This is a genomic window from Acidobacteriota bacterium (assembly GCA_039030395.1).
Lineage (GTDB): Bacteria > Acidobacteriota > Thermoanaerobaculia > Multivoradales > JBCCEF01 > JBCCEF01.
Map to the genome: position 1 here is coordinate 1 of JBCCEF010000011.1, position 20721 is coordinate 20721.

Below are 20721 nucleotides of genomic sequence, written 5' to 3' on the forward strand. Positions count from 1 at the left end.
CACTTGACTGGTCTTGGAATGCACGTCGATGCCAAAATAGAACACGGTCGGTCTCCTTTCTCGGCAAATGATGCCGATTTGGTCTATATGCCCATGGCACTTTGCCACGGGAGACCGACCGACTCATCTCATCTGGCACCTCTACGGAGTGGCACCTCTACGGAGTGGACTTTTCTACAGCGTGGATGGGTTGATCTTGCATTAGTCGTCACGCAGCCTCGGCATTGCTAAGCTTGGCCGATGGTGCCATCGAATCTGCAAAAGGCGCATCGGCGCATCGAGGAGGCGAGGAAAACCAGAGCCAAAACCCTCGATCTCGGCGACTTGACGCTGGAGGAGCTGCCGCCGAGCCTCGAAGGCTTGAGGTACCTCGAGACGCTTTCGTTGGGTATGGCTCGCGTCACCGATACGGGAGAGTTTGAGTTTGATCCCTCCCGCACGGCAAGTAGCTTCAAAGACCTCCGGCCATTGTCGGGTCTGACCGCCCTCCAAAGCCTCGACCTGAATGGGTGCGGGGTCTCGGATCTCGCGCCTTTTTCAAACCTGACCGCCCTCCAAGTCCTCAACCTGAGCGGGTGTATGGGGGTCTCGGATCTGGCGCCCATTTCCAATCTGACCGCCCTTCAAGATCTCAACCTGAGGTGGTGTATGGGGGTCTCGGATCTGGCGCCCATTTCCAATCTGACCGCCCTTCAAGATCTCAACCTGAGCTGGTGCAAGGGGGTCTCGGATCTCGCGCCAATCTCAAACCTGACCGCCCTCCAAAACCTCGACCTGAGCGGGTGCAAGGGGATCTCGGATCTCGCGCCCACTTCAGGTTTGCCCGCCCTCCAAAGCCTCGACCTGGGTGGGTGCGGGGTCTCGGATCTCGCGCCTTTTTCAAACCTGACCGCCCTCCAAGTCCTCAACCTGAGCCGGTGCGAGGGGGTCTCGGATCTCGCGCCAATCTCAAGTCTGACCGCCCTCCAAAGACTCAACCTGAGCTGGTGCCAGGGGGTCTCGGATCTCGCGCCAATCTCAAACCTGACCGCCCTCCAAGACCTCAACCTGACCGTGTGCCAGGGGGTCTCGGATCTCGCGCCAATCTCAAACCTGATCGCCCTCCAAAACCTCACCCTGACCTGGTGCCACGGGGTCTCGGATCTCGCGCCAATCTCAAACCTGAAAGCCCTCCAAGACCTTGACCTGAGCGGGTGCGAGGGGGTCTCGGACCTGGCACCCATTTCCAATCTGACCGCCCTCCAATACCTCAACCTGAGAAGGTGCACCGCCATTACGGACCTGAGCGTAGTTAGTGATCTGGATTCCCTCGAGAACGTCGGCCTCCTCGGCTGCGAAGCCGCCCTGTCGGTTCCGCTCCTACGCGCCATCGCCGACCTCCCGTTGATGAAAGAGCTATACGCCGACGGCGCCCGAGGCGTGCCGAGGGAAGTTCTGTCCCAATACTTGCTCGACAACTGCCTTCCGCGACTCCGAGCCCACTTCGCCGACCTCGATCTCGCTGCGGAGCGGGAGAACGAGGTCAAGGTGATCCTCCTCGGCAACGGCGGGGTCGGGAAGACCCAACTGTGTCGGCGTTTTCGTGGATTGCCCTTTGACCCGTCCATCCCCTCGACCCATGGGGTCGAGATCTGGAGGGAGGAGTTGAGGCTGCAAGCCGGGGGAGAAAACCAGACACTTCAAGTGAACTGGTGGGACTTCGGTGGGCAGGACATCTATCACGGTACCCATGCCCTCTTCCTGCGCAGCCGGGCGGTGTTCTTGCTCCTCTGGACACCCGGATCCGAGGAACGAGAGGAGCGGGAGGAGCACGGTGTCCTCTACCGCAACCAACCGCTGGCGTACTGGCTCGATTACATCCGCTCCCTCGCCGGTGCGGATAGCCCCGTGATCGTCGTCCAAAGCCAGTGCGAAAGTTTCGGAGACCGCGAATCTGCACCACCACGGCCGGAGGGATTCGGGTTCTTCGAGTGCTGCGCCTACGGAGCCGCCGGCGAGGAGTTGGGGCGCGACACCCTGGAGTCCCAGCTCCGCGACGCCATCCGATATCTGGCCGAAGGCAGTGGCCCTCTCCAGATCGGTCACGGTCGGGCCGAGGTCCGGCGGCGGCTGTACCGCTGGCGAGACGAAGACCAGGAGCGGCGGCCTGAGGAGCGCCAACACCGGACCGTGACCCTGGATCGCTTCCGTGAGCTGTGCGACGAGATCGGAGGCATCACGTCCTGGGAGCACGCCCTCGAGTACTTCCACCAGACAGGCGTGGTTTTCTACCGGAAGAATCTCTTCGCCAGGGCCGTGATCCTCGACCAGACATGGGCGCTCGATGCGGTGTACGCCGTTTTCGACCGCCAGCGGGCGGTGCCCTTGTTGCTCGACTCGGGGCGGTACTCCAGGGAGGACTTGGCGCGCACGGTCTGGCAAGAGCACTCCGTCGAGGAGCAGGAGCTCTTCCTCGGGTTGATGGAGAGCTGCGACGTTTGCTTCCGCTGCGGCACCACCCCTGGAGGAGAGCCACGCTATCTGGCACCCGACCTCCTGCCCGGCTTCGCCGCCGTCGAGCGGCGCCTCCAATTCTGGCAAAAGGACGACCCGGGTACGCCGTTGCTCCGGCTCAAATACCGGTTCTTTCACCCAGCATTGGTTCGAAGCCTGATGAGCCAGGTCGGCGAGGAGGTCGGAGATCTCGCCGAGTACTGGAAGTATGGTCTTTGGTTCCGGGACGGTCGCCGGGATAGTCAGCTCCTGGTCCGTTTTGAGGACACCGCATCGGAAGCGGCGCCCGGAGCCGGCGACCTCGTGATTGAAACCCAGGGAGGAGACGCCATCGGGCTGCTGCGCGAGATCCGCGAGCGGGTCCTGCGGCGGCGAGTGGGGGAAGAACCCGACGAGCGGTTGACCCTCGAAGGCCTCACGGTGGCGCGGAGTGCGCTAACGGGAGAGATCGGCGGAAAGGTCCTCGACGTTCGGGGAGAGGCGGTCCCCGCCGCCCCCTTCGCGGCCTTCTTCGCTGCCACGGAGAAGGAGCGGAACGCAGTTCCTGACGTCCCTCGTATCGAGCAACATCTGCCGGCCCTCCGCCCGGAAAGGAAGGTGCCCGAGGTCTTCATCTCCTACGCATGGGGGGACGAAACAGAAGCAAGCAGGACACGAGAGAAGGTCGTTGACGAACTCTGCACCGCCCTCGCCTCGGACGGCTTCCGTCCCGTTCGGGATCGCGACGTCATCGTGCCCGGCGAGTTGATCTCGCACTTCGTCGACCACCTGACCCGAGCCGAGCTGGTCGTCGCCGTGCTCAGCGACAGGTACGTCCGCTCGCCCTACTGCATGTACGAGGTCTACAAGCTGTGGCAGCGTAGCCAGGGCGAGGCAGAACAGATGCTCCGGTACTTCGTCCCCATCGTCCTGCCGGAGGTGAGCATCGGGAGCCTTGAGGAGAGGGCACCGTACATCCGATTCTGGCGTGACAAGGCCACGGCCCTAGAGCCGGTGATCGCAGAACTAGGCCTGAGCGTCGGCGACCGCTCCTGGGGAGAGACGCGCCGAACGAAAGAGTTCGCCCACCACATTGACGACATCCTCGCTTTCTGCCAGGACGTGCTGATGCCTCGCAAGCTGGATGTCCACTTCGACGACGGCTTCGCTGCCGTGCGGGAGGCGCTGCGGCGGCGGATTGCGGGCTCTGAGGCAGATGTCGATCAGCAGCAGGAGAGTTCGCAAATCGGAGTATGAGCCACTGATTTGATGAGGTTTGAGATTCGGGCGGCACCTTCCGTTCGGGCAGACCTTTCCGGACAAAAGAAGGACCCTCAACGATTGCAAGCTCGCGAGACAGATACTAAGCTCGTAGTAAATTAAGTCAAGCGCCTCAAATGCATAGACTCATCCAGGCACTTGCAAATGCAAATTAGGAAACGACGTCAGGCAGTTACTTGTGGAATCTGATCTCTATATCGAGCGCTTTTCACGAACTTCGACGGCTACCTACCTGGGTTACATCAAGTACGAAGGTGGCCTCGTCGAGGATGGCTATCTTGCAGCCTCGAAGGCAGCTCAAGCTCTGGTCGGCTTGGACCGCGCTCTGCGTCATTTTCTTGTCGGCCACGAGCCCAAGCTAGGAGGTGCAGAATTCGAATTCCCGGTGCGGGTTCGCCGGAGTTCGTGGGAGGCCCTCCTTCCGGACTCACCCGGACTGTGGATAAAGGCGGGGCTGGGCTTGGTCGCTTCAGCCTACCTAGTTGGCGCTGCCAGAAAGGCAGGCGCAAATGATATCGGTGAAAAGGGCCTAGTCGACCTAGTCCGCATCTCTCTTCAAAGTGTGCAGTGGTTCATTCGCTTCGGCAAACATCTGGGCGAGATTCCCAGAGGTGCTGCAGATGGAGTGAAAGTTGATCTAGAGAATCAGATGGTCGGCATTCCCAACGAAGATGGGGAGATCTTTTGGATTCCCAAGTTCCACTACGACCTACTTCGAGCATCGCCTCCGAGTCTTCTTTCAGATCTAGTCTCCGTGGTAGAAGAAGACAGGGAACTGGTAGTTGGAACCATCGACCAGGGCTCAGTCGCAGAAGTGCGCGCCGGACACGCAGATCGTGCAATATTCGTAAAGGATGAAGAGGAAGAGCTCTTTCCCGAACTAAAGCATGGCGATAGGGTCGAACTCGACGGGGAAGTAACAAGAGGAAACGGAGAAACCAACAAGATTGGATTCAAGTACAAGGGGCACATTCTTACCTGCGCCCCGAAGACTGGGAGAATCACGCGATTCAAATCCGTCATGTTCTCCAAGGCACGAATAGCCGGAGTTATCTCCAGAGAAACCAGCGAAGGGGAGCTATGGGCACTGCGACCAAAGATTATCTTTACAAACCTTGTCCGACTAGGCCCAAACACCCGTCAACAAGACCTTTTCTAGCCGACGATCTGAAAAACAGAGTCGCCGCCGCAATCGGCACTCGCTTGCCAGAGGCTCCCGAGGCAGACGCTCAGAACTCACCGTAAAACTAAAGACCTACGCCTTCCGCAAGATCTTCTCCATCTTGCGCCCCTTCGCCAGCTCGTCCACCACTTTGTCCAGGTAGCGGGCCTGCTTGGTCAATGGGGTCTCGATGTCTTCAATGCGGTAGCCGCAGATGACGCCGGTGATGAGGCTGGCGTTGGGGTGGAGGGTGGCTTCGGCGAAGAACTGTTCGAAGGTGGCTTCGCTTTCGATCAGGCGCTGGAGGTCTTTTTCGGTGTAGCCCGTTAGCCATTCGATGACCTGGTGGAGTTCTTCGAGGGTTCGCCCCTTGCTCTCGACCTTGGTGATGTAGTGCGGGTAGACGGAGGCGAATTTCAGTTTGGCGACTCGCTCGTCGTGGGCTGGGGTGGTCGTCATTTCTTGGGCTCCTAGAAGGGTACGTCCACGGCCTTGCAGAGGAAGCGCATCAGCGGGGCGGTTTGGCGGCAGAGGGCTTCGAGCCGGTCGAGGAGACCCGGCGCGAGGGCGTCTTTTTCGGTGAGGTGGGTGATGGCGATGAAGTCTTTGCGTTTCAAATCGTCGATCAGTGGGTGGTCGGCGTCGTAGCCGCGGGGTGGGCGCTTGAGGGAGTCGCCGGCGAGGTGGAAGGTCTTGCCGGACGATTCGTCGTCGCCCAGGTCTTTTCTCAGTTTTTTCCAGGCGGCGGTGCGGTCGTCGAGGGCTTCGCGGATGGCCTTGAGGGTGGCGGAATCCGGGTGGTAGATGCCGCCGCCGAAGAAGACCTGGCCGGGCTCCAGGTGGAGGTAGTAGCCGGGGGCATGGACGTCTTTTCCCTGCTGGTGACGGAACTGGATGCCGGCGTGGGTTTTGTACGGAGTTTTGTCTTTGGAGAAGCGGGTGTCGCGGTAGATGCGGAAGAGGGACCCGCCAACGGCTTTGGGAATGGCGTCGATGTGGCGGCTGACTTTGCGCAACCGCGGGCCGAAGTCGCTGATGAGCTGGAGGGCCGGTTCTTTGACCTCGCGCTCGTAGCGCTTTTTGTTGGCGTTGAACCAGTCGCGGTCGTTGTTTTCTTGAAGATCCCGCAGGAAGGTGAAGAGGCTCTTGCCGAGGGGGTTTTCGCTCATGTCGTCATCTCCTTTTCAACCTCCGGTTCGGAGCGCAGTTCCTGGAGCGCCCGCACCCCGATGCCGTCCGCTTTGAGGGCGCGGATGGCCTGCGCCGCCGCCCGGGCGCCGGCCAGGGTGGTGACGGTGGGTACGCCGTGTTTGAGGGCGGTCTGGCGGATCACACCGTCGTCGATGTGGGATTCGGAGCCCAAGGGGGTGTTGACCACCAGGGCGATGTCGCCGTTGATCAAGCGGTCCACCACGTGGGGGCGCCCTTCGTGCACCTTGAGTACCGTTTCCACTTCGAGGCCGCGCTCGGAAAGGAAGGCCGCGGTGCCTTCGGTGGCGACCAAGTGGAAGCCGACTTCGGCGAAGGCACGGGCGATCGGCACGAGGGTTTCTTTGTCGCGGTCGTGGACGGTGAGGAAGACGGTGCCTGCGAGGGGCAGCGGGTGGCCGGCGCCGAGCCAGGCCTTGGCGAAGGCGTTGCCGAAGTTTCTCCCCATGCCCATCACCTCGCCGGTGGATTTCATTTCCGGCCCGAGGAGCGGATCGAAACCCGGGAAGCGGCGGAAGGGGAAGACCGGCGCTTTGACGAACACCGCCGGCACTTCCGGCTCTTCGGTGAAGCCGATCTCTTCGAGGCGGCGGCCGGCCATCGCCTGAACGGCGAAGTCCACCAGCGGCAGGCCCACGGCCTTGGCGATGAAGGGCACGGTGCGCGACGCCCGGGGGTTGACCTCGAGCACGTAGACCTTGCCCTCGTAAACGGCGAATTGCACGTTCATCAGCCCGACCACCCCGAGGCGCAGGGCGAGGCGGCGGGCGATGTCGCGCATTTCCGCGAGGTGCGGATGGAAGAGGGAGTGCGGCGGCAGCACCGCCGCCGAATCGCCGGAGTGGACGCCGGCTTCTTCGATGTGGCCGAGGAGCCCGGCGACCACCGCTTGCTCGCCGTCGCAGATGAGATCGAGATCGAGTTCCGCCGCGTCCTCCAGGAAGCGGTCGAGGAGCACCGGCTGGCCTTCGGAGACGTCCGCCGCCCGGGCCATGTAGGCCTTCAAGTTGGCTTCGTCCCAGCACACCGCCATGGCCCGGCCGCCTAAGACGTAGCTCGGCCGCACCATCACCGGAAAGCCGATGCGCTCGGCCACCGCCAGGGCTTCCTTCTCGGAGGTGGCGCTGCCGTGGGGCGGCTGGAGAATGCCCTCCTCGGCTAGCAGGGCGCCGAATCGCTCGCGGTCTTCGGCCAGGTCGATGGCGTCCGGCGAGGTACCCCAGATGGGCACGCCGGCGGCCTCCAGGCCGCGGGCGAGCTTCAGGGGGGTTTGGCCGCCGAGCTGCACCACCACCCCCTCGGGCTTTTCGCGCTCTACCACCGCCAGCACGTGCTCGAGGGTGAGGGGCTCGAAGTAGAGGCGGTCGGCGGTGTCGTAGTCCGTCGAGACGGTTTCCGGGTTGCAGTTGAGCATGATCGTCTCGAAACCGATGCGCGACAGCGAGAAGGCCGCGTGCACGCAGCAGTAGTCGAACTCGATGCCCTGGCCGATGCGGTTCGGGCCGGAGCCGAGGATCAGCACTTTGCGGCGGTCCGTGGGCTCGGATTCGCACTCGTCGCCAAGGGTCGAGTAGAGGTACGGCGTGGTGGCCGGGAATTCGGCGGCGCAGGTGTCTACCCGCTTGAACACCCGCCGGATGCCGGCTTCGTCATAGGCCTGCCTCAGGCGGGCGGCATCGGCCGTCAAGAGACCCGCCACCCGGGCATCGGACAGGCCCGCGGCGCGCGCCTCGCGCAGCAGCGGGCGGGGCACCGAGGCGAGGTCCCAGCAGCCGAGTTCCGTTTCGATGGCGATGATGTCGGCGATTTCCCGCAGGAACCAGGGATCGATGTGGGAGACGGAGGCCACCTCCTCCACCGTCCAGCCCTGGCGGAGCGCCGCGAAGACGGCGAACAGGCGCTCCCAATTGGGCTCCGCCAGGCGGCGGCGCAGGCGCACCGGATCGGCCATGCGCTGGTCGCGCACCGCCGGGCGGCCGTCCAGCTCGAGGGAGGCGAGGGCCTTCATCAGGGCTTCCTGGAAAGTCGAGCCCAGGGCCATCACCTCGCCGACGGACTTCATGGAGGTGCCCAAGAGCGGCGGCGCGCCGGGGAATTTCTCGAAGGCCCAGCGGGGGATCTTGACCACCGTGTAGTCGAGGGTGGGTTCGAAGGCCGCGTAGGTTTTGCCGGTGATGTCGTTTTCGATCTCGTCCAGGGTGAAGCCGACGGCCAAGAGCGCGGCGATTTTGGCGATCGGGAAGCCGGTGGCCTTGGAGGCCAGGGCGGAACTGCGCGAAACCCGGGGATTCATTTCAATCACCACCCGGTCGCCGGTCTTCGGGTCGACGGCGAACTGGATGTTGGAGCCGCCGGTGGCCACTCCCACCCGGCGGATCACCTGGAAGGCCTCGTCGCGCATGGCCTGGTATTCGCGGTCCGACAGGGTCTGCTGCGGCGCCACGGTCACCGAGTCGCCGGTGTGTACGCCCATGGCGTCGAAGTTTTCCACCGAGCACACGACGATGGCGTTGTCCGCCAGGTCGCGCATCACTTCGAGTTCGTATTCCTTCCAGCCCAGGACCGACTGCTCCACCAGCGCCTCGTGCACCGGGCTGGCGCCGAGGGCGCCGTGGATCACGTCCTCGAATTCGTCGCGGTTGTAGGCCACGCCGCCGCCCTCGCCGCCCAGAGTGAAGCTCGGCCGCACGATCACCGGGTAGCCCACCTCCTCTACCAGGGCGCGGGCCTCTTTGAGACTGCCGGCCACCCCGCTCTTCGGCACCTTGAGGCCGATCTCCTCCATCGCCGCCTTGAAGAGCTGGCGATCCTCCCCCAGGCGCAGGGCGTCCGTTGGAGCGCCCAGCACCTCCACCCCGTAGCGTTCGAGCACGCCGCTGTCGGAAACGGCCAAGGCCAGGTTGATGCCCGTCTGGCCGCCCACGGTGGGCAGCAGGGCGTCCGGGCGCTCTTTTTCGATCACCCGCTCGATCACTTCCGGCACCAGCGGCTCGATGTAGGTGGCGTCAGCGAACTCCGGGTCGGTCATGATGGTGGCCGGGTTGGAGTTCACCAGCACCACCCGGTAGCCCTGCTGGCGGAGCACCCGGCAGGCCTGGGTTCCGGAGTAGTCGAATTCGCAGGCCTGGCCGATCACGATCGGGCCGGAGCCGAGGACGAGGACGGTCTGTAGGTCTTGTCGGCGCGGCATGTCGGCAGGAGTCTAGCCTGGTTTTCTGCTGGGCGACGGGCCGGTTCATTCGGACCTTTGGGGATCCCCTTGCGGCGGAGGCGCAGCGGCTTGCTCGAAGCCGGCACAGCGGTACACCGGCAGCGGCGGGTAGCGCCGGAAGCGATCATCGAAATCCGACCGGCCGCAGCGGGCGAAGGCGCTGCGCTTGGAGGCCTGGATTTCCAGAAATCGGCACTCGGCGCACATCCCAGGATGCAGCGGAAGGCGATCGAGGGCGGTGGAATCGAGCTGTCCGCGGCGCTTGCCGGAGGCGTCCTTCATGGCACCGAATCCGGCTCCGGCCGCTGTCGCGAAGGGCGTAGGTCCATGAGAATCAAAGCCTTACGCCGCGGCGCGTCAAAGAGATTCATCAGCATTTATCGATAGCCTGCATTCCGCCATGCCGCACGACGGCAAAAAGGCTTGAATTCTTTTGGCAATCGGGCATAAAACGTTCCTCGGTCTTGTTGCGTATATCGAGTAGTAAGGGTCGTCCTCTCGAAAGGAGGCCGATCTCCTACCGGGGACCCACCGGATCGCATCCGCGACTCGGAGCCCGGGGCCCCAGCGGCGGTAACGTCGCCCTTTCTCACTTCCTTCCACCCCCGCGGCCCCCACGGGTCGCGCGGTTCAAAATCGAGAGGGGCCGGGCAACCGGCCCCTTTCGCCTGCCTGGGTGTTTTTTCTCGCCGCCGCTTTTCCTTCTGGGTTGCCGCCATGGCAACATCGGCCTATGGAAACGGACACCCGCGCGAAACCACAGATTACCGGAGCCGGAGCGGACCGCCTGCCGGCCGCCGTTGGCGAGATCGCCCAAGGCATCGACGAAGGCCTGCACCTGGGAGCCCAGCTCTACGTATCGATCGGCGGGCGCCCGGTAGCGGACTTCGCCCTCGGCGGCGACCGCGAGGGGCGTCCCCTCGAGCCGACGGACCTGGCCCTGTGGCTGTCGGCCACCAAACCGGTGACGGCGGTGGCGGTGGGGCAACTATGGGAGCGCGGCCTGCTCGCCCTGGACGATCCGGTGGCGCGCCACCTGCCGGAGTTCGGGGAGCACGGCAAGGGCGACATCACGCTCCGCCACCTGCTCACCCACACCGGCGGCATTCGCATGCTGGAAGTGGGCTGGCCGCACGCTTCCTGGGAGGAGATCCTCGACAAGATCTGCCAGCGGCGGCCGGAACCCCGCTGGACGGCGGGTGAGAAGGCCGGCTATCACCTGACCTCGAGCTGGTTTGTGCTGGGCGAGGTGATCCGCCGCCTCGACGGCCGCCCCTTCTCCACCTACGTGCGGCAGGAGATCTTCGAGCCGCTGGACCTGGACGACTCGTGGATCGGCATGCCCGAGGAGACCTTCGAGGGCTACGGCGACCGCATCGCCAAGACCTACAACACTGCAGACGACGAGGGAGCCCCCTTCCGCCGGCCGCGCGAGCACTCCTGGCACGGCCTGGAGCGGGTGACCCGCCCGTCGCCCGGCGGCAATGGCCGCGGGCCGATCCGGGAGCTCGGCCGCTTTTACGAGGCGCTCGCCGCCGGCGGCGCCCTCGATGGCCGGCGCATCCTCCGCCCGCAGACCGTCGAAGCGCTCACCGCCCGCCACCGGGTGGGCCTCTACGACCACACCTTCAAGCACATCCTCGACTGGGGGCTGGGGTTCATCCCCGATTCCAAGCAGTACGGCGAGGACACCGTGCCGTACGCCTACGGCCGCCTGTGCTCGCGCCGCACCTGGGGCCACAGCGGCTACCGCTCCTCCACCGGCTTCGCCGACGCCGCCCACGGCCTGGTGGTGGCCCTGGTGTTCAACGGCACTCCGGACGACGCCGGCCACGACCGGCGCATGCGGCGGGTGCTGGAGGCAATCTATTGGGATCTGGGGTTGGCCGAGACGCCCGACGATTCCTGAGGAAGGATTCGAAAGATCGGCTCCGCGGCGATGGGCGTGTCGATTCTGCCGCCGACGCCTCCCTCCACCAGCTCGGTAAGCACCGTCGGGACGACGGTGTTCGGCGCCAGGGCCGACTCGTCGCCTTCCGCGAACACCTTGAGGTAGTTGTCGCTCACCCCCATCCAGCGGCCGCCGCGGTGGCTTTCCCACAGCACCGGCAAGGTCTGGCCCACCTGGCTTTCGGCGAAGCGCTGTTCGCTTTCCTGGGCGGCGGCGAGCATGCGGGCCATGCGCTCGCGCTTGACCGGGTGGGGGACTTCCCCCTCCATCTCGGCGGCGCGGGTGCCGGCGCGCGAGGAGTACGGGAAGGCGTGGATTTTGGCGAAGGCCATGGTGCGGGTGAATGCCAGGGACGCCTCGAACTCTTTGTCCGTTTCGCCCGGGAAGCCGACGATGACGTCGGTGGTGATCGCCACCCCCGGCACGGCGGCGCGGATGGACTCCACCACCTCGCGGTAGCGCTCGCCGGTGTAGGGCCGGCGCATGCGGCGGAGGGTCTCGTCGCAGCCGCTCTGGAGCGACATGTGGACGTGGCGGCAAAGTTCCGGCCCGCCGGAATCGCTCGTGAGCGGTGAGTAGTCTCGGAAGAGGTCCAGCAGCCGCTCATCGAACTGCCAGGGGGCGATGGAGGTGAGCCGCAGGCGCGGCAGGCCGGTCTCTTCGAGGATGGCGCGGGTCAGGTGGTAGAGGCGGTCGTCGCCGTGGCGGTAGGACGAGATCTGCACGCCGGTGACGACGATTTCCCGCGATCCGGTCGCCACCAGGTCGCGGATCTCTTCCAACACCTCGGCCCGCGGGCGGCTGGTTTGCCGACCGCGGGTGAAGGGGATGATGCAGAAGGAGCAGCGCATGTTGCAGCCGTCCTCCGCCTTGACCAGGCCGCGGCTGTTGCCGAAGGCGAGGGCCGCTTCGGGCCGGCCGAGGGCGTCGAGGGCGGCGTTGGAATCCGCGGCCGACGGCGCGCCCTGCGCGGTCAATTCCGGGAAGCGCGCCTCCACCCGCTCCAGCAGGTCGTCCTTTTGATCGTTGGGCACCAGGAGATCGATGCCGGCGACGTTCTGGTCGACCTCCGCCACTTCCGGCTCGCTCGCCCAGCAGCCGGTGACCACCGTCTTCAAGCCCGCATACCGACGGCCGCCGCGGCGCGCCACCTTGCGGGAGTCGCGGGCCGCCGCGTGGGTGACGGTGCAGCTATTGACGACGTGCAGATCCGCCTCTTCCAGGCTCCCCACCACCCGGTGGCCGGCGCCGTGGAAGCGGCGGGCCATGTGCTCCAGCTCGGCCTGATTGAGCTTGCAGCCCAGGTTGGTGAAGAAGACGTTCATCAGTACACCCGCGGCACGTCCCCGTCGGAGGGTGGCGGGGAGGCCTCGCGACCGGCCTGCCAGTAGAGGCCGTGGAGGCGCGCCGCCAGGGGCTGCGGGTCCCCCTGGGTGACCAGGATGAAGTTTGGAGTGAGGGTGACTGCGCAGCCTTCCCCGGCCGGCTCTGGCGCGGCCGGCTGCGGCGCGGCCGGCTGAGGCGCGGCGCTAGCGCCCTCGGCCGGCGGCTCCTGAGCCGTCGGGTCGACTGCGATCGACAGCTCGTGGAAGCCGGAACCGGTGACCGCCACCTCGGCGCCGCCGCAGGAGGAGACGGCGCTCAACCGCTGGGTCGTCTCTTCGCCCAGAAACCGGATCTGCTGCGAGGCGTCCGCGGCGGCCGGCAACCAGAGGCGGAGCGAAAGCCGCCCGCCTCGGTCCCCGATCCCGCTGAGGTGTACGTCCCCCGCGCCGCGCAGCCCGCGGGAGGCGAGGACTTGCTGGTCGGTGCCCGCCGTGACCGGGGCCCAGGCGCCGCGGTAGTCGAGGGTCGGTCCGAGATCCGCTTGGGGCACCTGGACCTGCATCCAGCGGTAGGCCTGCCGGCGGCTCTCTTCGCCGTCGAGCTCGAGCGCCCAGCGCTCGCCGGCGGCCGGGTCGTAGAGGCCGCCGACCAGGTCGTAGGTCCCGGCTGCCAGGGGTGGCGCCATGGCCGACTGGGAGAGCACCAGGTCGTATTCGATGGTTTCGCCGACCACCCACGGCGCCGGCAGCGGATGATCGAAGGTGCGCACCAACCGCCCGTCCGCATCCAGCAGGTGCACGAAGGCGTGCGGCTGGGCGTTGACGTCCGCGTCCAGGTCCGTCAACGGTTGCCAGGACAGCCGGACTTCTTTCTCCTGCGGGTAGCCGAGTTCGAAATCCACCGGCGCTGCCACCGCCAGCCGCGCGACCGGCGGCACCTCTCCTGCACAGCCTCCCAAAAGCACCGGAAGCAGTGCCCACATCCTCCATCCTCGCGCCTTCGACATTCCGACCTCCGGGACTGGATTCTCTCTGCGATTCACAACTCGCATCGTTTCAAAGGAGGCAAAGCTAGCCGCCCCATTTTGCCGTGTCAAGAAACGCCCGGCTCCTTGATACACTCCCGGTCCGCGTTCTCACAGTGTCACTCACCACCATCGGAGGGAGGCCGGATGGCCACGATCGACAAGCTTCTTCTCGCTTTGGCCTCGAAGAAGATGGACTGTCTGGTCCTCGAACCCGGTCGTCGCCCATGCCTGCGACAGGCCGGCACCGACCACGAGGTCACCAAAGCGCCCCTCGACGGACCGGTGATCGATCGACTGCTGCGCGAGGTTTCGCCGCCCGGTGAGGATCCGGACACCCAGGAGAAGGATCGCTGGGAGTTCGACTACGCGGTGGACGGCAAGGTGTTTCGCTTCTTCGGCCTGCGGGGACCGAGCGGTTGGCTCGCCTCGGTCACCCACGACCCGAAGGCCAAAGCCGACCCGCCGGCGCCGCCAAATCCCGATCTCTTCGCCCCGTCGGCCGCCAACGAAGCGCCGGAGCCGAAAGAACCTTCGACGGAGGCACCGGAGGCGACTGCGGAGCCGGCCGCCACGGGACCGCGCCTGGTCAACGGCCCCCTTTCGAGCGCCCCGCCGCCGCGGGACCTGTGGCCGACCCCGAGCGGTTCGCCGCCTTCGCTGGTGGAAAAGGGCACGCCGCCGGAAGCGGCGCGCGCGGAGGCCGCGGGCGATGCTGCCGCCGCGACGGCTTCAGCGCCGACCGCGCAGGCCCCCGAAGAAAAGCCCCTCGGCCCGCGGCCGGTGCCGGATCCGCCGGCGAAGCCGGATCCGCCGGCGAAGCCGGCCCCACCCCCAAAGCCGAGCGTCGCCGCGGAGCCGGCTGTGCCGAAGCCGGCGCCGACTCGCGAGCCGGAAAAGAACGCTCCCGCAGAAAAAGCCCCCGAACCCACACCGGCGGCCGCCCGGCGGAGTGACTATGTGGTGGGCGATGTGCGCTCCCTGCTGGTCGAGGTGGTGGGCCGGGGCGCCTCGGATCTCCATTTGTCCGCGGGTCAGGCGCCGCGCATTCGCATCGATGGCCAGCTCGTGATGCTCGACGGCTATCAGCCGCCGGGAACGGAGCGCCTGGAAGGCATGCTGCGGGACGTCACTCCGGACGCTTCCTGGCAGCAGCTCGAAGAGCATGGCGATACGGAGTTCGCCTTCGAACTGGAGGGCCGGGGGCGCTTTCGGGTGCATCTGTTCCGCGACCGCCGGGGCATCGGTGCCGCCTTCCGGCTGGTGCCGCCGGAAATCTTCTCGCTCGAAGAGCTGGGGCTGCCGGAGGTGACGAAGGGCCTCACCGCCCTCGACGATGGCCTGATCTTGATCGCCGGCACCGCCTCTTCCGGCCGCACCACCACCCTGGTGTCGTTGATCGAGGAGATCAACCGCCACCGCACAGCGCACATTGTCACCCTGGAAGAGCCGGTGGAGTTCATCTTCCGGTCCGGCCGCAGCCTGATCAGCCAGCGCCAGATCGGCCTCGATACGGAGACCTACGAGGACGCCCTGCGGGCGGCCCTGCGCAAGGACCCGGACGTGATCGTGGTGGGCGAACTGCGTACCCCGGAGACCGCCTCGCTGGTGGTCGAAACGGCCGACACGGGACACCTGATGCTCTCCACCGTGCACGCCAGCTCAGCTACCAGCGCGGTGGATCGGCTGATCGATCAGGCGCCGCCGGCGGAGCAGTCGCGCATGCGGCGGATGCTCGCCTCCAGCCTGCGGGCGGTGCTCCACCAGACCCTGCTGCGCCGGCGCGGCGGCGGTCGGGTGGCGGCCTACGAGATCCTGCTCATCACCCGCCCGATCGCGGACTTGATTCGCAACCAGCGCACCTCGGAGATCCCCGCCGCCATCGAGCAGGGCCAGAAACTCGGCATGGTGCGGCGAGACGAGTCGCTCTTCCGGCTGGTGCATATGGGGCTGGTGGATCCGCGCGAGGCCTACCAGGCCGCCGCCGACAAGGCGGCCTTCTCCACCCGCTTGAAGCGCCTGGAACAGGAACCCGAGAACGAGGGAGATTCCACCGACGGCGCCGAAGGGTGACGGGAACGCCCTTGGACATTCTTCTCTTGGTCGGGATCGTTGTCTTCGCGACAACGTCCTTCGCGCTGCAGAAGCTGCCGATCGACGTCACGGCGCTAACCACCCTCGGGCTGCTGCTGCTCTTCAACCTGGTGACGCCGAGCGAGGCGATCGCCGGCTTCAGCAACCCGGCGGTGATCACCGTGATGATGATGTTCGTGCTGAGCGACAGCTTGGTGCGAAGCGGACTGGTCAACCGCATCGGCCACCGCATCACCCACCTCTCCGCCAATTCGCCGTGGCGCGCCTCGCTGTTGCTGCTGCTGGTGTCCGGCTCCCTGTCGGCCTTCATCAACAACACCGCGGCGGTGGCGATTCTGATGCCGGTGGGGATCCTCCTCGCCAAGCACTTCAAGTTCAGCCCGTCGAAGATCCTGATCCCGCTGTCCTATGTCTCGATCCTCGGCGGCACCTGCACCCTGATCGGCACTTCGACCAACCTGCTGGTCAGCGCCATGGCCGCCGACGCCGGCCTGGAGCCCTTCGGGGTGTTCGAGTTTGCCTGGGTGGGGCTGATCTTCTTCAGCATCGGCACCGTCTACCTACTGCTCGGGCCGCTGCGCCTGCTGCCCTCCCGCAGCATCCTGTCGAGCCTGACCCGCAAGTACCACATGAGCGCCTACCTGACGGAGGTGCGGGTGCCGAAGGAGTCACCGCTGATCGGCAAGACGGTGGCGGAAGAGGCGATCAGTGACCGCTTCGAATTGAACGTACTGGAGATCCTGCGCGGTAAAACCAAGATCGCGATGGATTTGCGCAACACCCGCATCCAGCCGGGCGACATTTTGATCGTGCGCGGCGCGATGACCGAGATTCTCGCCATCAAAGAGCACTACGGCCTGCTTCTGCTGTCGGACATCAAGCTGGGCGACCAGGACTTGTCGGACGAGTCGAACATCCTGGTGGAGATCCAGCTCTCGCCCACCTCTCAACTGGTCGACCAGACCCTGAAGGACATCGACTTCCGCAAGCGCTACGGCTGCTTCGTGCTGGCCCTGAACCGCACCGGCGAGATGATCCACCGCAAGCTGGCCTTCATCCCCCTTGCCCACTGGGACACGCTGCTGGTGTTCGGGCCCCGGGCCCGCATCGAGGCTTTGAACCGGCTGGAGGACTTCACGCCGCTTCAGGAAGTGGACATGCGCCTTTCCTTGAGCCGCCGCTGGTGGATCAGCGCGGCGATCATCCCGATCGTGGTGCTGCTGGCGGCGAGCGGAGTGATGCCGATCCTCAAGGCCTCGATCCTCGGGGTGGTCGCCATGCTGCTGACCCGTACGGTCAAGATCCAGCAGGCCTACAAGTCGATCAACTGGACGGTGATCTTCCTGCTGGCGGCGGTGCTCCCGATCGGCAAGGCGATGGTCAACACCGGCCTCGACCGGGTGATCGGCGAATCGATCGCCGCCCTCGGCGCGCCCTACGGACCGGTGGTCGTCTTGGGCGTGATGCTGGTGTCGACCTCGCTGCTGTCGGAGATCATCTCCAACAACTCGGCGGCGGTGCTGATGGTGCCGATCGCCATGTCCGTCGCCGTGGCGCTTAACGTCGACCCCAAGCCCTTCCTGATGGGCATCACCTTCGCGGCGTCGATGAGCTTCATGACCCCGATCGGCTACCAGACCAACACCATGGTCTACGGCCCCGGCGGCTATCGCTTCACGGACTTCACCCGCGCGGGAGCGCCACTCTCGATCTTCTGTTGGGTGACGGGCACCCTGCTCATCCCGAAAATCTGGCCGTTCTGATCCGGATCGCCAGGAGCAAGACGGTGCGCCAGGAATTTCCTTGCGTTGCCGCGGGTTTCGTGAAACTGTCTGGATTCGCAGCCAGTTCGACATCGGTCCTACCCGGCTGCCCCTCGCCAAAGCCCGCCCGATTTCCACGGGCGAGGCCCAAACGGCAGCACTCCGGCAGGCCTCCGTTTCTTACCCCCGATTGAATGCCGAACTGTTTGTAGGAACCGAGGATCGGTATGCCTACAAAGGAAGTGGACTGCACCTATGAAATTCACTGACTTCTCGCTTGACCCCGCGCTGCTGCGCGGCATTCAGGATCTTGGCTTTTCGGAGCCCACGGCCATCCAGGGCAAGGCCTTGCCGCCGGCCCTCGAAGGGCGCGATCTCCTCGCCGCGGCGATGACCGGCAGCGGCAAGACCGCCGCCTTCGTTTTGCCCATCCTCCAGTACCTGCACGAGACCCCCGGCCCCGGCATCCGCGCCTTGATCTTGACCCCGACCCGGGAGCTGGCGGCCCAGATCCAGGAGCAGATCCGGGATCTCGGACGCCACACCCGGGTGACCTCGACCACCGTCTTCGGCGGGGTGAAGCCCGGTCCTCAAGAGAAGGCCCTGCGCCGGGGTGTCGACATCGTCGTCGCCACGCCGGGCCGCCTCCTCGACCACATGACCCAGTCCTGGATGAGCTTCGACGAACTGGACGTGCTGGTGCTCGACGAAGCGGACCGCATGCTCGACATGGGCTTTCTGCCGGACGTCAAGCGCATCCTCAAGGCCCTGCCGGAGGATCGCCAGACGATGCTGTTTTCGGCCACTCTGCCGCGTCCGATCGTCGAGCTTTCCCGCCGCTTCCTGCACGAGCCGGTGCGCCTCGACGTCGAGCGCCAGGCGGCGCCGGCCACCGGCATCACCCAGGCGCTGTTCCCGGTGTCGGAGCCGCTCAAGCGGGCCTTGCTGTTGGAGCTGCTGCGCCGGCGGGAACTCTCGACGGCGTTGGTCTTCACCCGCACCAAGCACCGCGCCAATCGCCTGGCGGAGTTTCTGGAGAAGAACGGCGTCTCCTGCGACCGCATTCACGGCAACCGCAGCCAGCCGCAGCGCCAGAAAGCCCTCGCCAACTTCAAGGCGGGACAGATCCAAGTGTTGGTGGCAACGGATATCGCCGCCCGCGGCATCGATGTGGAGGAACTGCCCCACGTGGTGAACTTCGACATCCCGGGCCAGGCCGAGGATTACATCCACCGAGTGGGCCGTACCGCCCGGGCGGAAGCCACCGGCGACGCCTGGACCTTCATCTCCCCGGCGGACAGCGGCCAGGTGCGCGCCATCGAGCGGGCCATCGGCCGGCAGCTCGAACGGCGCCGCCTCGAAGGCTTCGACTACAGCGCCAAGGCCGACGGCAAGCTGGAGATCCCGCTGAACGAGCGCATCGCCGCTATCCGCGCCAAGAAGGCCGCCGACCGCCAGCGCTCCCAGGCCAAGAAGCAGCGCCGCCAGGCGCAAGGCGGCGGCGCCGCCCGCGGCGGCGACCGCACCGCCACCGGCAACCGCCCACCCCGCCGCCGGCGTCGGCGCTCGCCGAATTCGAGTCGCTGAGGGGCAACCGGAGTCGTGTTCGGGTCCAGCACCGCACGAAACTAAACTCTCGGTCTAGTTTTGTGCAGCGTGCTCGGTTCAGGATCCCGGCAGGAATTTCTCCAGCCGCGCCACCACCATCTCCAGGGCGACGCGGTTTTCGCCGCCCTCGGGGATGATCACGTCGGCCCAGCGTTTGGACGGCTCGACGAATTCCAGGTGCATTGGGCGGACGAATTCTTCGTACTGGCGCAGGATGTCCGCCACCCCGCGGCCGCGTTCGATTAGGTCGCGGCGGAGGCGGCGGACGAGGCGGAGGTCGGAATCCGTGTCGACGAAGATCTTGAGGTCCAGCAGGTCGCGAATCTCCGGCTCGTTGAAGATCAAGATCCCTTCGAGCACCACCACCGGCTGCGGATCGACGTGGCGAACCGCCTCGGTGCGCCGGTGGTGGACGAAGTCGTAGATCGGCACGTCCACCCCACGGCCCTCGCGCAGAGCGGCCAGGTGCTCCACCAGAAGTTTGTTGTCGAGCGCCGATGGATGATCGAAGTTGTAGCGTTCAAGGTCTTCTTCGGCCTGCCAGTCGACATCCCGATAGTAGGAGTCCTGCTCCAGCAGGCCGATGCGCCCCTCGCCCACCGCATCGAGGATCGAGCGGGCAACGGTGGTCTTGCCGGAACCGCTACCGCCGGCCACTCCAACCAGAAAACATGATGACGTCATGGCGCGATTGTACGCGCCGGCCGGCCGCAAGGGGAACGGATCATCGCTGGCACCCGGGGCAGTAGAAGGTGCTGCGGCCGGTCTGGACGATTCGCCGAACCGTACCGTCGCAGCGCGGGCAGCGGCCGCCTTCCCGCCCGTACACCGCGAGGGCCACCTGAAAATAGCCGCTGTTGCCCTCTCCGTCGGCGAAGTCGTTGAGGGTGGTGCCCCCTTGATCGATAGCCCGCGCGAGGACTTCCTGCACCGCTTCGGCCAACCGCCGCCAGCGGGCCAGGGCCAGCCGAGCGACGGATCGCTTGGGGTGGATTCCAGCCCGGAACAGGGCCTCGGAGGCGTAGATGTTTCCCACCCCCACCACCACTCGGGCATCCATCAAGAACGCCTTGACCGGCCCGCGGCGACCGCGCGCCGCCGCTTGCAAAACCTCGCCGGTCCAGTCTTGGGAGAGTGGTTCGGCGCCGAGATGGGCAAAGTGGCGATCACCGGCCAGCTCGTCCGCCCGCAGCGCGAACACCAGCCCGAAGCGCCGGGGATCCACGAAGCGCAGCCGGCGCCCCGAAGCCAGGGCGAAGGAGACGTGCTCGTGTTTCTCCCGCGGCGTGTCCACCGGAACCAGCAGTAGGCGGCCGCTCATTCCCAGGTGAACGACCAGGGTGGCGTGCTGGCCGCGGACGGACTCATCGGCCTCCAGGTCGATCCACAAATACTTGGCGCGGCGCCGCAGGCCGACCACCCGCCGCCCTCGAACCCTACGCCGCAACCGCGTCTCATCGACCGCTTCCCGCAGGCGGGCGGGACCCACCCAAAGACTCTCGATGCGATCTCCGACGAGGTGCGGTTCGAGGCTGCGACGCAATACTTCCACTTCCGGTAGTTCGGGCATGTCGACGATCCTACCGCTTCCGCTCCCTTGCCGCCCGCCGAGGGCTCAAT

At 65.8% G+C, this 20721-nt stretch carries 14 protein-coding genes; 6 read left to right on the forward strand and 8 right to left on the reverse strand.

Annotation, left to right across the window (positions count from 1 at the left end; all coding sequences use genetic code 11):
• The first annotated feature begins 240 nt into the window (after positions 1-240).
• Together AAF481_11960 and AAF481_11965 are read left to right on the forward strand one after the other, a co-directional pair.
• Positions 241-3729 carry a leucine-rich repeat domain-containing protein gene (locus AAF481_11960; GenBank protein ID MEM7481880.1) on the forward strand — a complete coding sequence of 1163 codons (3489 nt, stop codon included), beginning with the start codon at positions 241-243 and terminating at the stop codon, positions 3727-3729.
• A 202-nt stretch (positions 3730-3931) separates the two neighbouring features.
• Positions 3932-4912, forward strand: coding sequence for a hypothetical protein (locus tag AAF481_11965; protein ID MEM7481881.1), 981 nt, complete (start codon positions 3932-3934; stop codon positions 4910-4912).
• A 96-nt stretch (positions 4913-5008) separates the two neighbouring features.
• On the opposite strand, the gene AAF481_11970 is transcribed toward AAF481_11965, so the two are convergent.
• From AAF481_11970 to AAF481_11985, 4 genes are read right to left on the reverse strand one after another with little or no spacing between them, the layout of a single operon-like run.
• Positions 5009-5374, reverse strand: a complete 366-nt coding sequence (locus tag AAF481_11970) for a DUF2200 domain-containing protein (protein ID MEM7481882.1) — start codon at positions 5372-5374, stop codon at positions 5009-5011.
• Positions 5375-5385: 11 nt separating this feature from the next.
• On the reverse strand, positions 5386-6084 hold the full coding sequence (locus AAF481_11975; GenBank protein ID MEM7481883.1) for a DUF2461 domain-containing protein: 699 nt from the start codon (positions 6082-6084) through the stop codon (positions 5386-5388).
• Positions 6081-9314 carry a carbamoyl-phosphate synthase large subunit gene (gene carB, locus AAF481_11980; protein ID MEM7481884.1) on the reverse strand — a complete coding sequence of 1078 codons (3234 nt, stop codon included), beginning with the start codon at positions 9312-9314 and terminating at the stop codon, positions 6081-6083. Before carB ends, AAF481_11975 begins: the two co-directional genes overlap by 4 nt.
• A 45-nt stretch (positions 9315-9359) precedes the next feature.
• A complete protein-coding gene (locus tag AAF481_11985; GenBank protein MEM7481885.1) occupies positions 9360-9617 on the reverse strand; it encodes a hypothetical protein in 258 nt (85 codons plus the stop codon).
• Between the two features lie 451 nt (positions 9618-10068).
• Between AAF481_11985 and AAF481_11990 the strand changes: the two genes are divergently transcribed.
• On the forward strand, positions 10069-11244 hold the full coding sequence (locus AAF481_11990; GenBank protein ID MEM7481886.1) for a serine hydrolase domain-containing protein: 1176 nt from the start codon (positions 10069-10071) through the stop codon (positions 11242-11244).
• On the opposite strand, the gene AAF481_11995 is transcribed toward AAF481_11990, so the two are convergent.
• Positions 11202-12611, reverse strand: a complete 1410-nt coding sequence (locus tag AAF481_11995; protein ID MEM7481887.1) for a MiaB/RimO family radical SAM methylthiotransferase — start codon at positions 12609-12611, stop codon at positions 11202-11204. The genes AAF481_11990 and AAF481_11995 overlap by 43 nt on opposite strands.
• A complete protein-coding gene (locus tag AAF481_12000; protein MEM7481888.1) occupies positions 12611-13594 on the reverse strand; it encodes a hypothetical protein in 984 nt (327 codons plus the stop codon). The genes AAF481_11995 and AAF481_12000 overlap by 1 nt, the downstream gene beginning before the upstream one ends.
• 189 nt (positions 13595-13783) lie before the next feature.
• Between AAF481_12000 and AAF481_12005 the strand changes: the two genes are divergently transcribed.
• The 3 genes from AAF481_12005 (at position 13784) to AAF481_12015 (ending at position 19080) form a co-directional block, all read left to right on the forward strand.
• A complete protein-coding gene (locus AAF481_12005; GenBank protein MEM7481889.1) occupies positions 13784-15709 on the forward strand; it encodes a PilT/PilU family type 4a pilus ATPase in 1926 nt (641 codons plus the stop codon).
• A gap of 11 nt (positions 15710-15720) precedes the next feature.
• Positions 15721-17493, forward strand: a complete 1773-nt coding sequence (locus AAF481_12010) for an SLC13 family permease (GenBank protein MEM7481890.1) — start codon at positions 15721-15723, stop codon at positions 17491-17493.
• 255 nt (positions 17494-17748) lie between these two features.
• Complete coding sequence (locus AAF481_12015) at positions 17749-19080, forward strand: DEAD/DEAH box helicase (GenBank protein MEM7481891.1); 1332 nt, start codon at positions 17749-17751, stop codon at positions 19078-19080.
• A 78-nt stretch (positions 19081-19158) separates the two neighbouring features.
• Here the strand turns inward: AAF481_12015 and udk are convergent, their stop codons facing one another.
• A complete protein-coding gene (gene udk, locus AAF481_12020; protein MEM7481892.1) occupies positions 19159-19785 on the reverse strand; it encodes a uridine kinase in 627 nt (208 codons plus the stop codon).
• A 40-nt stretch (positions 19786-19825) separates the two neighbouring features.
• Positions 19826-20671: a bifunctional DNA-formamidopyrimidine glycosylase/DNA-(apurinic or apyrimidinic site) lyase gene (gene mutM / locus AAF481_12025; GenBank protein MEM7481893.1), complete on the reverse strand. Its 846-nt coding sequence runs from the start codon at positions 20669-20671 to the stop codon at positions 19826-19828.
• Positions 20672-20721: the final 50 nt, after the last annotated feature.

Coding starts and splice junctions, on each gene's coding strand:
- mutM (MEM7481893.1), bottom strand. CDS start 20,671: ATGCCCGAACTACCGGAAGTGGAAGTATTGCGTCGCAGCCTCGAACCG.
- AAF481_11975 (MEM7481883.1), bottom strand. CDS start 6,084: ATGAGCGAAAACCCCCTCGGCAAGAGCCTCTTCACCTTCCTGCGGGAT.
- AAF481_12015 (MEM7481891.1), top strand. CDS start 17,749: ATGAAATTCACTGACTTCTCGCTTGACCCCGCGCTGCTGCGCGGCATT.
- carB (MEM7481884.1), bottom strand. CDS start 9,314: ATGCCGCGCCGACAAGACCTACAGACCGTCCTCGTCCTCGGCTCCGGC.
- AAF481_11970 (MEM7481882.1), bottom strand. CDS start 5,374: ATGACGACCACCCCAGCCCACGACGAGCGAGTCGCCAAACTGAAATTC.
- udk (MEM7481892.1), bottom strand. CDS start 19,785: ATGACGTCATCATGTTTTCTGGTTGGAGTGGCCGGCGGTAGCGGTTCC.
- AAF481_11995 (MEM7481887.1), bottom strand. CDS start 12,611: ATGAACGTCTTCTTCACCAACCTGGGCTGCAAGCTCAATCAGGCCGAG.
- AAF481_11960 (MEM7481880.1), top strand. CDS start 241: ATGGTGCCATCGAATCTGCAAAAGGCGCATCGGCGCATCGAGGAGGCG.
- AAF481_11985 (MEM7481885.1), bottom strand. CDS start 9,617: ATGAAGGACGCCTCCGGCAAGCGCCGCGGACAGCTCGATTCCACCGCC.
- AAF481_12005 (MEM7481889.1), top strand. CDS start 13,784: ATGGCCACGATCGACAAGCTTCTTCTCGCTTTGGCCTCGAAGAAGATG.
- AAF481_11990 (MEM7481886.1), top strand. CDS start 10,069: ATGGAAACGGACACCCGCGCGAAACCACAGATTACCGGAGCCGGAGCG.
- AAF481_12000 (MEM7481888.1), bottom strand. CDS start 13,594: ATGTGGGCACTGCTTCCGGTGCTTTTGGGAGGCTGTGCAGGAGAGGTG.